The sequence below is a fragment of the Luteolibacter sp. Populi genome (assembly GCF_040801775.1).
Classification (GTDB): Bacteria; Verrucomicrobiota; Verrucomicrobiia; order Verrucomicrobiales; family Akkermansiaceae; genus Haloferula.
Genome location: NZ_CP161812.1, coordinates 5,944,280 through 5,959,159 on the forward strand (window position 1 = coordinate 5,944,280; position 14,880 = coordinate 5,959,159).

Annotated in this window: 11 protein-coding genes; 3 read left to right on the top strand and 8 right to left on the bottom strand. The window is 63.8% G+C overall.

The features are described from left to right. Window positions 1-8: 8 nt before the first annotated feature. The 6 genes from ABWK72_RS24125 to ABWK72_RS24150 form a co-directional block, all read right to left on the bottom strand. Entirely contained in the window at window positions 9-797 is a 789-nt protein-coding gene (locus ABWK72_RS24125) for a hypothetical protein (protein WP_367872135.1), read from the bottom strand. After that, the gene (locus ABWK72_RS24130; RefSeq protein ID WP_367872136.1) at window positions 787-3,552 is read right to left on the bottom strand and encodes a hypothetical protein; all 2,766 of its coding nucleotides are present in this window, start codon (window positions 3,550-3,552) and stop codon (window positions 787-789) included. The genes ABWK72_RS24125 and ABWK72_RS24130 overlap by 11 nt, the downstream gene beginning before the upstream one ends. Before the next feature lie 44 nt (window positions 3,553-3,596). Further along, the gene (locus ABWK72_RS24135) at window positions 3,597-4,319 is read right to left on the bottom strand and encodes a hypothetical protein (protein ID WP_367872137.1); all 723 of its coding nucleotides are present in this window, start codon (window positions 4,317-4,319) and stop codon (window positions 3,597-3,599) included. Between the two features lie 205 nt (window positions 4,320-4,524). Beyond that, window positions 4,525-6,063 carry a pyridoxal-phosphate dependent enzyme gene (locus ABWK72_RS24140; RefSeq protein ID WP_367872138.1) on the bottom strand — a complete coding sequence of 513 codons (1,539 nt, stop codon included), beginning with the start codon at window positions 6,061-6,063 and terminating at the stop codon, window positions 4,525-4,527. 57 nt (window positions 6,064-6,120) lie between these two features. After that, entirely contained in the window at window positions 6,121-6,810 is a 690-nt protein-coding gene (locus ABWK72_RS24145; RefSeq protein WP_367872139.1) for an N-(5'-phosphoribosyl)anthranilate isomerase, read from the bottom strand. A gap of 114 nt (window positions 6,811-6,924) precedes the next feature. Then, complete coding sequence (locus ABWK72_RS24150; protein ID WP_367872140.1) at window positions 6,925-7,629, bottom strand: hypothetical protein; 705 nt, start codon at window positions 7,627-7,629, stop codon at window positions 6,925-6,927. Window positions 7,630-7,816: 187 nt separating this feature from the next. On the opposite strand from ABWK72_RS24150, the gene ABWK72_RS24155 reads away from it, so the two are divergent. Further along, the gene (locus tag ABWK72_RS24155; RefSeq protein ID WP_367872141.1) at window positions 7,817-8,044 is read left to right on the top strand and encodes a type II toxin-antitoxin system RelB/DinJ family antitoxin; all 228 of its coding nucleotides are present in this window, start codon (window positions 7,817-7,819) and stop codon (window positions 8,042-8,044) included. Beyond that, window positions 8,034-8,357 (top strand): type II toxin-antitoxin system PemK/MazF family toxin, encoded by a 324-nt coding sequence (locus ABWK72_RS24160; protein WP_367872142.1) that lies wholly within the window; start codon window positions 8,034-8,036, stop codon window positions 8,355-8,357. Before ABWK72_RS24155 ends, ABWK72_RS24160 begins: the two co-directional genes overlap by 11 nt. A 105-nt stretch (window positions 8,358-8,462) precedes the next feature. Here the strand turns inward: ABWK72_RS24160 and ABWK72_RS24165 are convergent, their stop codons facing one another. Both ABWK72_RS24165 and ABWK72_RS24170 read right to left on the bottom strand, forming a co-directional pair. Continuing rightward, on the bottom strand, window positions 8,463-10,655 hold the full coding sequence (locus ABWK72_RS24165; protein WP_367872143.1) for a serine/threonine protein kinase: 2,193 nt from the start codon (window positions 10,653-10,655) through the stop codon (window positions 8,463-8,465). Between the two features lie 15 nt (window positions 10,656-10,670). Then, a complete protein-coding gene (locus ABWK72_RS24170; RefSeq protein WP_367872144.1) occupies window positions 10,671-11,222 on the bottom strand; it encodes an ECF-type sigma factor in 552 nt (183 codons plus the stop codon). A 365-nt stretch (window positions 11,223-11,587) separates the two neighbouring features. Between ABWK72_RS24170 and ABWK72_RS24175 the strand changes: the two genes are divergently transcribed. Continuing rightward, window positions 11,588-14,866: a hypothetical protein gene (locus tag ABWK72_RS24175; protein WP_367872145.1), complete on the top strand. Its 3,279-nt coding sequence runs from the start codon at window positions 11,588-11,590 to the stop codon at window positions 14,864-14,866. Window positions 14,867-14,880 lie beyond the last annotated feature (14 nt).

A 14,880-nucleotide genomic window follows, 5' to 3' on the forward strand; every position in this document is an offset into this window, starting at 1 on the left:
GCAGGGGCTCAGCGGGCCGCTGCAGGTTCGGCCGGTTCCGGTTCCTTCTCCGGTCGGCGCAACGAGACACTCTGGAGGAAGCCCGAGCGCGATCCGTCGCCCGATAGGAAGAAGCCCGCGTCGCTCTTCAAGATGATGAGCTGGACCTGCTCGTCCGGGCGGACGGGGATCAAGTTGTTTTCCTGGGTCGTCCAAGCGCCGTTCTGCTCGTAGGCCAGTTCATAGATCACTTGGCCATCCTTGGGCTCGACGACGAAGGAGTCCCGGGTCTTCATGGGAGCGCCCTGCTTGCCATTTAACTTCATCGCAATTTTGAAGGGCGTGTAGTTGTGGACCCGCAATTTACCGAAGGGCAACTTGGACGGATCGTCGTCGATCACGAAGGTTTGGTAAGTACCTCCTTGGGCAGGCGCGATCAGGACCGTGGCACGGCGCGAACCCACGGGCAACTTGGCCAGTGCCACGATCGTGGGATCCTTTGCCCGCAGCGCCTTCAGTTCAGCCGGAATGGCCGCGGCATTCTTCTCGCCCGCCGCCTTGTCCGCGGCTGCCCCGCCACCTTCCTGATGGATCTCCATCACTGCCGGCCCGTTGTAGCGAACCGGAGTGGAATAGGTGAAGGCGCGGGCGGTGATCGGGGAGGCCTTGCCGGCAGCGGTCAGGCTCAGGCCCGTGATGTCCTCGCCCCATGAAACCACATCGAGTTTCATGGAGACTGTATCCTGGGCACGGGCGGCGGATAGGGTGCCGAGCAGCAAGAGCGCAGCGGCGGAGCAGGAAATGGAGTTAAATTTCATTGGGCGAGAGCCATTTGAAGGAAACCATCGCGAAGCGACGACCGAAGGTCTTGTTGACCTCCGACTGTAAGCTTGCCGGACGAACCGTCGCCGCATCTTTTTCGTCAACCACGTATTCCGGCATGCGTTGCACGACCGCTTCGCACCAGGCGCGTGCGACCGGCAGGCCGGTGCCGGCGTCTGTCGCCTCACCGTAAGCCCGGATCCGGAAGGTGTCGGAACGCACGCTGAGCGCGGGGCCGATGACCTGAAGGACGTCCGCCTGGGTGAGCCAGCCGGGGATGCCGGTGGAACGGAAGCCTTGCTCGATCTTGTAACGGGCGTCGGTCAGCATCGGCCGGTCGGCCAGAATGCTGGACACCGCTCCCGGATTTTCATCGAAGCAGGTCGGCGGCCAAACGATGTCGGCAATTCCGGGTTGGCGGGTCGCTTTGCCGCCGGAAAGGTCGGCCTTCGGAGCGCTGCCGTCCTTTTGGAAATTCACCTTGTCGGTAGCGATCACGAGGGCCGGGCCGAATCCGCTCTTGGTCCCTTCCGGATTGATGGTAATGCCAGCCGCGTCGATCGCCGCTTGCAGAGGGCCGCTGCGGCCGATCATCGCGTTTTGCACCGAGAGGGCCGCCAGCGTGCGGTTGACGAATTGCGAGAGCGACACGAAGGGCCCGCGCAGGCGCACCTGCTTGGTCAGCTCGGTCGCGAGCAGATCGATCTGGTCGTCGTTCAGCTTCCGGTAACCGGCGAAGGAATCCTCCCGGGCGCCGGTCGGTTTGGTCAGGCCGGCATCGCTCTGCTCGAGGCTCCGCGGGTAAATGGCATCCGAGGATTGGCCGGCTTCCGCCTTGTGTTGAAGATGCTTCGAACTCGCCAGCAGGGCTTTCCAGGCGTCCTTGTCGGTGCAGTTCACGTTCTGCGCGCCATCATACATCAGACGCGATGCCGCAGTGGCTCCGTCCTTGATCTGGTTCGAACTGTCGTCACCGTAGATCTTGATGATGGAGGGATTGAGCGGCCGGGAGCCTGCGTTTCCGCCAATGGTCGAGAAGAAGTAGGTGTCCCACAACGCGGCGTTGAGGAGGTATGACATGTCATAGTATTTCCGCGCCGCCGAGGTGGCGGATGTGAAATCGGTGATCGTGATGTCAAACCGGTTCGTGAAATGTTTCCCGCGGGTGACGAAAGGGGTGGCATAAGAATTGCCGACCGCATTGCCCGGTTGGTGGGCGACCGATACCGAGATGTCGTCCGCCGTCAGGTCGGCATGCTGAAGCTGGGCCAGCGATACCAGATGCTCCGGCGGGCAAAAAAGCTCCACGCGACGGCTGTCGGCGGACGAGCGTCCCCAAGGCAAGGGATCCGCGGCGATATGCTGGCTGAAAGCGAATCCCGAATCGCCGTTGGTGCCCAAGCTCGCTTTCTCATTGGAGGTCCGCATAAAGTAGGGAGGCGGATTGTAAGAGATGATCGGCTTGCGGTAGCGGGTCGCCTGGAGATTGAAATCCGTGAAGGTCCGCACCGTCGAACTGCGCAGCCCGAGCCCATCCCCGACGGGGAGGACGCTTAGGTAGTCGAACCCCGGCTGGCTGATCTGGAAGCCATCGTACTGCAGACCGAAGGCCTTCGTCAGCGCCTTTGCGTCCGCGGCATACAAGCGGCGGCCGGTCGCCGCGAAGTTCGCATTGTCCAACTCGAAGCGCTCGACCCTTTTCAGGAGGGTGCCGCCGCTTCTCAATTCGACATTGATCTGCGAGGTGGTCGACTGCTCCCGAACGTCCAGGAAGACATTCTTGGCCGAGCCGTCCGGGTTGGTCCCCTGAAGATTGATGACTTGGTCATTGTCCTGGATAACGCAGGGTTCGTAATTGCCGGCACCGGAACTGACGAAGAGACCGAGTTCGGTGGTCAGCGTTCCGATGTTGTTAACGCCACGCAGCACCGAGGACTTGTTCGTGTAGGACTTCGCCTCGCCCGGTTGCAAGGTTGTCGCAGGGATCTGGAAAATGGTCTTGGCCAACGCCGCACCGCGCCCGTTCCTCACACCGATGAAGGCCGGTTGCCCGGCGGCCTCGTAGATGCAACAGGTCCGTTGGGCCGGATTGGTGACGTCAAAAACTTCCAGTTCGATGGGTGTGGTCCACTGCAAGGGGTAGGGATAGGGATTCGCCAGCGAGACCGCGATCTTCGCACAGGCTTGCGCCCTGTATTGGTCCGTGCCGGCTGGGATCAGCTTGCATCCGAGCAAGAGGCGGAAGTCGGTCATAATCGGCGAGATGGCCGCTTCTTCTTCTCCGTTATTGTTGAGCGGGACACCCTTTACCGTCAGCTTTCCGGCTTGGGCCGCGCTGACGCCGAGGTCGCGGAATTTCTTCAGCGCACTCCATTTCGGCCCCTTGATCGTAGGGGCGACCGCCGTGAGCGACTTGGGGATGATGTTCGCATTGCTACCGATGGCATTCGGGATGTCGGTGGCCGGCGTGGGCGGCATCGTGCCGTCCAAATAAGCAGTCAGGTCCCGCTTGAGGCCGCCCTGCAGCGTATCAGTCAAGAGACCGAAACTCTCGGGGGTGGCCGAATGGAAGGCCCGGCCGAGCGCCGAGGGGCTGCCGGTTCCGATGCTATCGTCCAGAAGTTCGGCCTGGGGCAGGGTCACTACCCGGGGCAGCATCCCGATCCCGCCGGAACCGGGGATCGGATAGTTATCGAAACCATCCACCGCGTCCCAACCGCGCCAGCGGGCGGCGAGCTTCGCGGCGGTCAATTCGCTGTTGCCTTCCTCGTTGCCCGGCAGGTTGATCTTGGCCTTTACTCCCTCGTCGCCAACCCACCACGCGTAGCGCGCCCCGGGATGTTTCCCCGGGTCGATTCGGTGCCAAGCTCCACCATCGGGGCGCTCACGAAGCGGTCGAGCGACTCCGGCGAGGTGTCGCCGATCGTTTTCTGTCCCACCAGGACGATGGCCCTTTCGCTGTCGGCCACTTGGCCATTCCCGCCGACTGCCACCGAATTGATGGCAGGCGTAATGGTATTTTCGGGGCTGATGCGCCCGTGATTGCCACTGATCAGCCACTTGCGGAAGGCAGGGCGGGGGGGCGTCGTATAAATCGTCTCTCCCGGATTGGAGGTGTTCGTATTATTCCACACCCCGGTCCAGTAGCGGCTGCCCGGCTGCACGCTGGTCAGGCCCTTGGTGCCGCCGCCGAACGCGGTGTTGTTGCCGGGCTGCGCGCCCGTCCCGAGGCGGCTGCCGTCCGTTCCACCGGCCAGATCGGCGGTGCCGGTTACGCGCTGGTCCGGACCGGCTTGCTTCTGCAGGTCTCCGATCGCCAACATTAACGCCATCCGCGCGTTCGCCCGGGCCGTGGCCATGGCGTCCTCCCGCGTCGAGCTGCGGAGAGAAATGGTTGAAAGGCTCAACAAGCCTACCGCTAGAATGGTCAGGAGGACCATCAGCGAGAGAGTGATGACGAGCGCGAATCCGGGGTTTTTGGAGCGAAGTTGGGTTTGAAGGGTTTTCCTTCCGTTCATCGTATCGGTCGCAGGGTGATCTGTAGCGACGCCGGGATAGGTCAAGTCCCTGCCGCTTTCACAGTCATTCCAGCTTCCGGAAGTATTCACTAAGTATTCAGGGGCGCTAGGAGAAATTCCGCCCTACCTATGAAAAACCGTGGGTTTTCCATTTTTCCATGTGGGATTCCCGCTGGAATTTGGAAAATTCCCAAAATCCCTCGCCTCAGCGTCCCAGCAAGCGACCGCGCGTTTTCTCGTCTACCGCCTTGCAGGCGCGATAGCCTTCGCCGTGTTCCGGCACGGAACTGACGAAGGCGTCCCGCTCCGCCTCGCTGGCGAAGTCCAGGCCGATCAGCGCGCGCCCGATCCTCTCTCCGGATTGGCGGTAGTTGAAGTAGCAGAGGCTGGCCCGACCGCGGACGCGCATGTCCAGGAAATCGTGCAGCGCGCCCGGCCGCTCGTAGAAGTCGAGGCGTAGGAAGGCCGGGTAGCCGAGCAGATCGCCGCGCAGCGGGATCGCGCGGAAGGCGAGGTCCACCGCCCCGGTCAGGTCCTCCCACTCGAAGCCGGCGGCGGCGAGTTGTCCCGGCAGCGCTTCGATCAGCGCCGGGTCGTCCGCAGCCAGGGTGAAGGCGGGCCAGGCATCGCTCGCGTGGGTCTTGCCGTACTGGAAATCCGTGATGTTCAGCCCCGCGAAGCAGGTGTCCAGCAGCTGCAGCATCGTCCCCGGGCGCTCCGGGATGCGCACCCGCAGGCTACGCGTCGCATTCGGCGCGGAGCCTTGCGATTGCGCGATCAGGCCGAGCTGCAGGAAGTCGATGTTCGCGCCGGAGACGACCAGCAGCACCCGCTTGCCCGCGAGCTGTTCGCGCTCCTGCATCGCCGCCGCCAGGCCCATCGCCCCGGAGGGCTCCGAGACGCAGCGCAGGCCTTCCCAGAGTGTCCGGATCGCCCGGCTGACCTCCTCGTTGGTCACCGTGATCACCCGGTCCAGGGTCTCGCGGCAGATCGCGAAAGGTAGTTCGCCCGCCTTCCGGACCGCCGTGCCGTCGCAGAAGATATCAACTTGCTCCAAGCCGATCGGTTCGCCCGCAGCCAGAGCCGCTTTCATCGAGGCCTGGCCGATCCCTTCCACGCCGACGATTTCGATCTCCGGCCAGTAGGTCTTCAGCCAGGCCGAGACGCCCGCCGCCATCCCGCCGCCCCCGATCTGGAGGTAGGCGACATCGAAAGGTCCGTGGCCCGAGAGCACGATCTCATCCGCCAGCGTGCCTTGACCGGCCATCACGTGCAGGTCGTCGTAGGCATGGATGTAAGTCGCGCCGCTAGCCGCCGCGTCCCCGCGTGCGGAAGTCACGGCCTCATCGTAGCTATCTCCGGCCAGAAGGATTTCGACGTGATCGCCACCGTGATGGCGGACCGCGGCCTGCTTCACCCGCGGGGTCGAGCGCGGCATGTAGATCCGCGCCTGAATTCCCAGCGCCCGCGCCGCCAGGGCCACGCCCTGACCGTGATTTCCGGCCGAGGCCGTCACCACGCCCGCGGCCCGCTCTTCCGGCGATAGCACCGCCATGCGGTTGCAAGCGCCGCGCCACTTGTAGGCCTTGATCGCCGAGAGATCCTCACGCTTTACCCAGATGTCCAAGCCCGGCAGGGCGAGATGCTCCAGTGGCGTCGCCTGCCCGAAGCGGTAAACCCGCTCCCGCGCGAACAGAATCTCCTGCCGCAAGCGGCGGTCCAGCGGCAGTGCATCGCGTTCCACGCCGGCTGTGTCCGATATCTTCCCCCTGCGCGCAAGACCCGCCTCACCGCAGGGCTCCTACAGTTCTTCCCTTCGACGTTCGATGTTGGACGTTCGATGTTCGATGTTCTCCCTTAGTCTTCCCACTTTCGCAAAGTCCTTCACCCCCGGCCGCAGCTCCGCGCCCGAGGCCACATCGAGCGCTGCCGGCCCCACCGCCGCCACTGCTTCCGCGACATTCTCCGGCGTGATCCCGCCCGCCAGGATCAGCGGCAGGTCCGGATGCTCGGCCATGAAGGCCCGCGCCAGAGCCCAATCGATGGTCCGCCCGGTGCCGCCATACAAGCCCGGTGCATGCGCGTCTAACAGGATGGCCGCGGCCCCGTAGTCCCGCACCAGCGCCAGGTCGTTCAGCCCCTGCACGCCGATCGCCTTCAGGAAGGGAATACCCGCCTCGCGGAACACCTTCGCATCCTCCGGCCGCTCGTCGCCGTGAAGCTGCACCATGTCGATCAGGCCTTCCTCGATCAGACGGCGCGGCAGGTCCGGGCCGGCATTCACGAAAACACCGACCCGCAGAATCCGTCCGGCGAAACCGCGCAGAAAGCCAGCCTCCGCCGGGTCCAGATAGCGCTTCGACTGTGGCCAGAAGTTCGCGCCCAAGGCATCGACTCCTATTTCCACGAGGCGCTCGGCGTCGTCCGCCAAGGTCACGCCACAGATCTTCAGCGAAACAGGAGAGGGGGCCAGGAACTGGGCGGCGGTCACGCGGCGACGATAAGTTCGAAGTGAGAAGTTCCAAGTGCCAACCAAGGAAGAACAGCGTTCAAGCTTCGCAGCAAGAGACTGTTGCTTGGCACTTGGTCCTTCTTACTTGGAACTTCAGCGCTCCCGGCGGCGCAGCAGCAGCAGGGCACCGAGCCCTCCCAGCAGGGCGGAGGAAGGCTCCGGCACCAGGTAGGTCGCGTCCAATGAGGAGATCTTGAAGCGGTCCACGTCGCGCTTTCCGCCGGGCTTGCCCTGCATGGCACCGATCAGGATGGCGTTGAAGGTCCCGCCGCCGCTCACGGAGACGTCCCGCGAGTCGCCGCCGCGGGTGGAGAAGTCATCGGTGCGCTCGCCGAAGCCGAGTCCTTCGAGATCGGCGTAGGTGAGACCCGCGAGATCGATCTGGCCGGAGAGATTGGCGGTGTAGTAGGTCACGTCGCGGTCCCAGGTGCCATAGGGATCGACCTTGATGCTGACGTCGCTGACCGGGCCTTCGAAGACGAAAAGCATCCACTCGTTGCCCTTGGCATTGTCGAGCTGGTGTTCCGGGATGCGGAAGGGGTTCTTTTCGTCGGCATTCGTCACGCCGATGCCGTTGGAGTAGATCACGCTCATCCCGGCCTCGAAGGCCTGGTTCCTCTTGCCGGCGGTGTAGCCCCAGGATGTGGCGGTGAAGCCATGGGCACCGTTCCCGAACACCAGTTCGTTGCCGGGCCCGTTGTCGCCCTGCGTGCCGGAAGTGTCCCAGCTCATCGACTGGGAGAACCCGGGCAGGGAAAGCGCGATGACGGCACAGGCCGACAGGGCAAGGGAGTTCATACGGGGGAGGTGCAAGGGGTGGGTGGGTCCCGGAGTCGAGAGAATCCCGGGCAGCAGTCGTGATTAATACTCAATTCACGCTTACAGTCAATAAGTCGCAGGCTACGTGATCGCGGGGGATGCCAGCGGGATTTTGAGGAAGAGGTGCGCGCGATTGACTTCTGAGCCATTTTGAGCACATTTGAGCATGGCCGCCGATATCACCACGCTATTCCGGGCCCGGGTTCCCGCGAAACGTTTGCAGAAGGTAGAGAAGATCCTGCAGCGCCTGGGACTCAAGCCCGGCGATGCCTTCAACATGCTGCTGGCCCAGATCGAACTCCGCCAAGGTCTGCCCTTCGAGGTCCGCACCAGTCCGCTGCTTGCCCCTGAACAACAAGCGGAAGCTTGGACGGAGGCCATGGGTGAATACTAAACCGAAAGCAGGCGAAGTCTGGTTCGCCGACTTGGGAATGACCGCCAAGAGTCGACCCGTCCTGATCCTCGCCTATCCGGAGGAGGACGATGCCAGGTCGCTGGTGATCGTGGCGCCGCTCACTTCTCAAATGCACGGCCTGCGCGGCGAAGTGCCGCTAGGGAGAATTCCATGGCTTCCCAAGCCTTCGGCAGTCAATGTTCAGGGCCTTGCCAGCTTCGACCGCCACAAGCTGGCCAGACGGATGGGGATGCTTTCTCCGACCTTGTTAGCCACGGTGAAAGAGGCGTTGCGGGATTTGTTGAAGCTTTAGACGGCTCCGCGTCGGAGGGGCCGTTCACCCAGTGCGAAAGCTCCGATCCATCCTGCGAGGTAAAGGAGCATCAAGAGCCATGCTTGCATCAGGAGAACGCCGGCTCTAACGCTCGGAGGGCTCCCCGGAGAGCTCCCGCGCTTCGTCGAGCAGCAGCTTGGCGATCGCCCAGTCATACCAGATTGGTCCGATCGGTTTTCCCTCCGCGAAGTCGCCGCCCTTGCTCTTCTCCATCAGGGCGGAGGCCTCCGCCAGATCCTTGCGCGCCTCCTCGTGATCTCCGCGTGCGCTGGTGGTCATGGCCCTGACCGCGAGGATGGAAGCGAGGCACGAGTTTTTGATCCGCTGGTCTTTAAGGCCCTGGTTGCAGGCCTTGGCCGCTTCGCCGGGATCGCCCGCGCGCAGATGGTAGAGGCCGAGTGCGAGGGCCGACCAGGCAAGGAAAGGCGTTTGCTCCAGGGGCCCCATGACCTGCACCGATGGGGCGAGTTGCGCGATCAGGGTAGAGTCCCCGCCGCGCAGCAGGCAGGCCTTCAGGAGATGCTCCGCCTGCAGGGAGGTGCGCGGTAGGGAATAGCGATCGAGCATCTCCTTGCGGAACTCGAGGTAGTCCTTCTCGTCCTCCTGCAGCGTGGCCGCTGCGGTGGCCATGATGTCGGTGCCATTGAGAATCCGTCCCGGATCGCTCAAGCGGTTGGCTTGGGTCAGGAGGCGGAAGCACTGGGTAGCCTGGTCCCAGCGGCTGTGGGTTGCGTTCCAGTCGCCGAGCGAGCGGAAGACCGTGGCGGCTTCCAGGGACGGCTCGATCGAGGACAGGGGATACTCCTGGCGCAGCGCATCCGCCTCGTCGATCAAGCCCTGGTCCAACAAGAGCGCCACCCGTGCGACGTTCGCCCTTGCATCCGCCTTTTTGCGGAGGTGGCTCTGCTCGTCCAGTGCCTCGCGTTCGCGGCGGTAGAGGGTGGCGGTGGTGACGAAGCCGCCTAACAGCAGGGCGGTGAGCACGACCCCGGCGGCGAAGGCCAGGCGGTTGCGCCGGACAAACTTCGCCAGCAGGTAGAAGCGCGAGCGCGGGCGGGCGGAGACCGGCTGGAATTCCAGGAACCGCATCACGTCCAGTGCCAGGTTGTTCGCGGTCTGGTAGCGGCGCACGCGGTTCTTCTCCGTGGCCTTCAACACGATCCAGTCGAGATCGCCTTTCACGCTGCCGAGCAGGTGAGCCGGGTCCGTATCCCTGCGCTCCGCGAGGTCCAGCAGCTTGGAAGCGGGCAAGAGCCGCAGCATCTCGGACGGTCGCACCACCTCGCTGTCCAGCAGGGTCTGGCGGATCTTCGAGATGCCGAAGGTGGACAGCTCCTGGCCGTCCACCGGCGTGCTGGAGGTCAGCAGTTCATAGAGCAGGACGCCGAGGCTGTAGATGTCGCTGCGGGTGTCCACGTCCATCCCGGCCATGTCGATCTGCTCCGGGCTCATGTAGGCCGGGGTGCCGAAGAACTGGTCGTGCGCGGTGATCACCGTGCGATCGGCGCGCCGGCCCTCGGTGGTCTTGGCGATGCCGAAGTCGATGACCTTCGGCACGCTGCCGTGGTCCTGCCCGACCACCAGGATGTTGGACGGTTTGAGGTCACGGTGGATGATCCCTTTCTGGTGGGCGTGCTGCACCGCATGGCAGACATGGGTGAAGAGCTCGAGCCGCTGCCGCGTGCCGAGTTTGTTCCGGTCGCAGTACTTCGTGATCGCCTCGCCCGCCACCAGTTCCATCACGAAGTAGGGCCTGCCGGAGGGCGTGGTGCCGGCCTCGAAGACCTTCGCGATGTTCGGATGGTCCATCAGGGCCAGGGCCTGGCGCTCGATCTCGAAGCGCGCGATCGCCTCCTTGTTCTCCATGCCGGAGCGCACGATCTTGATCGCCACCCGGCGGCGGATCGGCTGTTCCTGCTCCGCCTCGTAAACGACCCCGCCGCCGCCCTCGCCGATCCGCGAGAGCAGCCGGTAATGGCCGAGCCGGGCGTTCGCCACGCCTAAGAGATCGTCGAGCGCCAGCTCCGGGGCCTGCACCTGCCGGCCCGGCGGCAGGAGGCCCACCGTCAGGGTCATGCGCTCCTCCTTGGCTTCGAGGAAGAAGCCCGCCGCGTCCCCGGAGGCGGCGATCAGCTGGCGGATCTCCGCCTTGCCCTTCTCGTTCTTGCCGTAGATGCGGTCGAGGAATTCCTCCCGCGTCGCCGTGTCGTCCAGAGACAGGGCCACTTCCAGAATGGCGCTGTCGATCTCGCGTGCGGAATCGGTGACGGTCGTCATGCGGGTTCGGATCACTTACTCCGTCTGGTCGTCGCGGATCATCTGATAGAGCTTCGCCTTCGAGAACATCCACTGCCGCTCCACGGAGCGCGTGCTGCGGCCGGTCATCCGGCCGATCTCCTCGCTGCTGAGCCCACCGTAGAATTTCAGCAGCACGACTTTTGCGGACTGGGGGTCGATCTTCTCGAGCCGGGTCAGGCACTCGTGGATCATCAGGATATGCTCGTCGCTCTCGCCCGCGGACTCCTGGATGGTGAGTTCTTCAGGCCGGGACCGCTTCAGCCGCGATTTTGCCCGTGCGCGCTCCACCAGGATGCGGCGCATTGCCTGGGCGGCTGCATTGAAGAAGTGCAGTTGGTTTTCCCAAGGCTTCAGTTCCGCGGAAGAGGCAAGGCGGAGCCACGCTTCATGTACCAGCGCCGTGGGTTGCAGGGTTTTGCTGCCCGACTCGTGCTTCAAGCGGAATGCTGCCAGCCGCCGCAACTCTTCGTAAACGACGGGAAGCAATTCGTCGGACGAGGCCGAGAACTCATCCCCGACGCGTTCCGAGTGGGTGGTAGTCTCCATCTGGACACATGGTCAGTACCGCCGCTCCGCTCTGCGGACAAGTCGAATCCTTGGCGCAGATTTGCTGGAGCCTGCGGGAGGAAGAAGTGAGCCACGGATAACGCCGGATGAGCCCGGCCACCCGTCGGCAAACGTGGGGAGAGCCAAAAAAATTCCGAGGTAAGAAGAAATTTGGCGGGAATCCGGAGCGGATGTCGCAGTCCCGCACGAGACCTGCCTTTCCAGCTTCCTGTGAAGGTCAGGTGTCCGTCTCAAGCTGAACCCGCTTGGTCCGGATGCGGGGAGACCCGCCGCTGAACCCAACCCGCCGATTGCCCCCAAGGAATCGGCCGACCCGGGAGATCCCGGGGCAGCCCGAAAACCAAATGAAAATCCCCACGACCCTTGTCCTGGCCGCGACGGCTATGGCATCATCACCCCTCCAGGCGGTAGTCATCGGCATCGAGCCGTTCACGTACGCGAACGGAAACATCGTCGATCTAACCGGTGGCACCGGCTTCAACTACGATAACTTCGACAAGGCGGTCACAGCCTTCACGTCGGACTGGGACAACGCCGGATTCGGCAACGTGCCAAGCATCGTCGACAACGCGCTGGTCACCAACAACGGCGGTGTCATCCGCGAATACAACGGCACCTTCGAAGGAACCGACGGGCCCGATGGCCAGGACGATCGCGAGCGCAGCGGTGCCATCCGTGCATCGGGCCGGGTCTTCTACAAGGTGACCATCAACCGCGGGGCGGGGACGACATGGAGCGGAATAAGTTCCTACGATTTCAACGACGAACGGGTCTTCTTCGGCGTGCCGGGCGCCAACGGGCCCTCCGGTGGTCGCGAATACGGCATTTCCGCCAACGGGGACTTCTTCAGCGGCATCCCCGCCGACACGGGAGTCACCCACACCTTGGTCACGGTCATTGATTACGACCGTGACAGAGTCGCTCTCTGGGTTGATCCCGATGAGAACGACTACTACGATCCGATCGACGGCGCAAACTCCGGCAATGCAAGCGGCTCCTACACCGGAGGCAACTGGTCCACCGCGGTCCGCCTGGCCTCGAGTGCTGCCACCACCTGGGACGACCTCTCGGTGGGGCTGACGCCGGCGGACGTCGGGCTCAAGTCCAACAAGGATGTGGACCTCGACGGGATTCCGCAGTCTTGGGAAACACTGTATGGCCTGGACGATAGCGACGACGGCACGATCGGTGAGACGACGCCGGGTGCCAAGGACGGCCCGAACGGCGCACTGGGCGATCCCGACGATGATGATGTGGGCAATCTCGTGGAATTCCAGCGGGGTACCTTTCCGAACAATCCGGACAGTGACAACGACCAGCTCAACGACAAGGAGGAGGCGGACGCCGGCACCAACCCGCTCGACAAGGACAGCGACAAGGACCTCCTGGAGGACGGGGAAGAGGTGCTAACCCACTTCACCAACCCCTTGGAGGGTGATAGCGATGGTGGCGGCACTTCCGACTTTACCGAACTGGCACTGGGTACCGTGCCCGTCAACAACGCCGGTGATGATCCGGATACGAACGGCAACGCTGCCCTCGTCGGCATCGACTTCTTCGACACCTATTCGGATGGGCCCTTAAACTTGCAGGAAGGGGGGATCGGCTGGGACTACGACAATAGTTTGCTGCCCGAGACCTTCTCCGGTCACTCGACGAAAGTCTCGGCCTGGACGAATGTCGCCGGAGTGCCAACCGTGCAAGCGGGAGTCGTCTTCACGCAGGAGTCTGCGATCAAGAGGCCCTTCCACGGCGGATCGGCCGCGGTGGACGCGTTCGTGGGCGAGAAGTCCGGAAGCTGGCTGGAGAACTCTGCCGGTACGGCGGGCAATGCCAGCGATGTCCTCTATGCCAAGGTGACCCTGTATCGCGGGGCTGGCACCAGTTGGAGCGGCATGAGCCTCTACAACTTCGGTGCCGAGAACCTCTTCGTGGGTGTGCCCAACGCGGGGAACCCGGCATCCGGGGTGCAGGAGTTCGGGATCCAGGTGAACCCCGGTCCGGTACTCGCCTTCACCGGCATTGCGCCGGTGGCCGCGCAGACCTACACCATCGTCGCCAAGTATAACTTCGCCACTTCCAGTGTCTCGATGTGGGTCGATCCAGCCTTGGGTCAGCCGGAGGCCAACGATCCGCCCGATGTCACCACGACGGTGACTGCGGCCTCGATGAAGGCGACTTCGATCCGGCTCGGCTCCGGCGGCACCACTCCCACGGGGTGGGACCGGATGGTGGTGGGGACCACTTGGGAAAGCCTCAATTCGCTGCCAGCGGATACCGACGGCGACGAGATGCCGGATGACTTCGAGATCCTGGTCGGGCTTGATCCGGATGTGGACGATGCCGACCTCGACCTCGACGGGGATGGGATCTCCAACATCAACGAGTATCGCGGCGGCACCGTGGCTAACGACGACGACACCGACGGTGACGGTCTCAACGACGGCACGCAGGAAACCGCCGCCGGCACTTCCCCGCTCAATCCGGATTCCGATGGCGACGGCCTGAACGACGGGCTCGAATATCTCACGATCCACAGCTCCCCAACGACGAAGGACACCGACGGCGACGGCCAAACCGATGGCGGCGAAGTGCGGGGCCTCGGCGATACCTCCACTGTCGGTTCCGATCCGCTCGATCCTGCGGACACCATCGGCGCGCCGCTCGGGCTTATCGGGATGGAGTCCTTCGGCTACGCGGACGGGACGATCGCGAGCTTGGCCGGTGGCAGCTACTTCGACTACGAAAACTGGCTGATCAACGGTCCCTTCCTCGGCCATACCGGCGGGCAATCCGACTGGGATGGCACCGCGACGGTGGCTGGCGGAAAGCTGGTCACTGCCAATGGCACGGACGCCTACCGTGACTTCAACGGCGTCACCGAAGGTGCCGGCAATGACGGCGCTCCGACCGGGGCGCGGATCGGTGCGATCAACGACGGGGCTTCGCACGACAGCGGGGTGGTCTACTTCAAGGCATCGATGACCCGCCGTGCCGGTGCGCTTCTCAGCGCGATCGGGTCGGATGACTTCGGTGCCGAGCGGGTCATGTTCGGGGTGGTGCAGGGCGGTTCCGGTCCCGAGTGGGGCATCCGCAATGATGGCACCGCCACCACCGATGGCGCTGCCTTGGCAGTGGTCGAGGGTCAGACCTACACCGTGGTCGGCAAGCTCGATGTCGATGACAATCTCCTCACGCTATGGGTGGATCCGGATCTGTCTGGAACGGAAGCTGGCAATGCGCCTAACGTGACGCGCGTTTACGCCGGCACGAACTGGGCCTCGGGCGTGCGCTTGACGTCCAGCGGCACGGGGAACACGGAGTGGGACGATGTGGTGGTGGCCACGACCTGGGAGCGCCTGAGCGGCGAGCCCGCCGGGCTGGCGATCCAACTGGGAGCGGACTACAATGCCGGCACGGGGATGCTCAGCATCATCGCGACGGGCATTCCCGCGGGGACCTTCCACCTGCGCAGTTCTGCCACACTCTCGGGCTTTGCTCCGCTGGTGCCACCGTTCAACTTCGACAGCAGCACCCCGCAGCCCTTCCAGATTCCGGTCGATCCGGCGCTGGTCGACAAGCTGTTCTTCCGTGCGGAAGAGGGTGCTTCGCCGGCTCCGTGATCGATCCGGTTCGA

Bases quoted from the DNA above. Each gene is read 5' to 3' on its own strand.
- ABWK72_RS24125 (WP_367872135.1), bottom strand. From the start codon at position 797: ATGAAATTTAACTCCATTTCCTGCTCCGCCGCTGCGCTCTTGCTGCTC.
- ABWK72_RS24135 (WP_367872137.1), bottom strand. From the start codon at position 4,319: ATGAACGGAAGGAAAACCCTTCAAACCCAACTTCGCTCCAAAAACCCC.
- ABWK72_RS24150 (WP_367872140.1), bottom strand. From the start codon at position 7,629: ATGAACTCCCTTGCCCTGTCGGCCTGTGCCGTCATCGCGCTTTCCCTG.
- ABWK72_RS24155 (WP_367872141.1), top strand. From the start codon at position 7,817: ATGGCCGCCGATATCACCACGCTATTCCGGGCCCGGGTTCCCGCGAAA.
- ABWK72_RS24165 (WP_367872143.1), bottom strand. From the start codon at position 10,655: ATGACGACCGTCACCGATTCCGCACGCGAGATCGACAGCGCCATTCTG.
- ABWK72_RS24170 (WP_367872144.1), bottom strand. From the start codon at position 11,222: ATGGAGACTACCACCCACTCGGAACGCGTCGGGGATGAGTTCTCGGCC.
- ABWK72_RS24175 (WP_367872145.1), top strand. From the start codon at position 11,588: ATGAAAATCCCCACGACCCTTGTCCTGGCCGCGACGGCTATGGCATCA.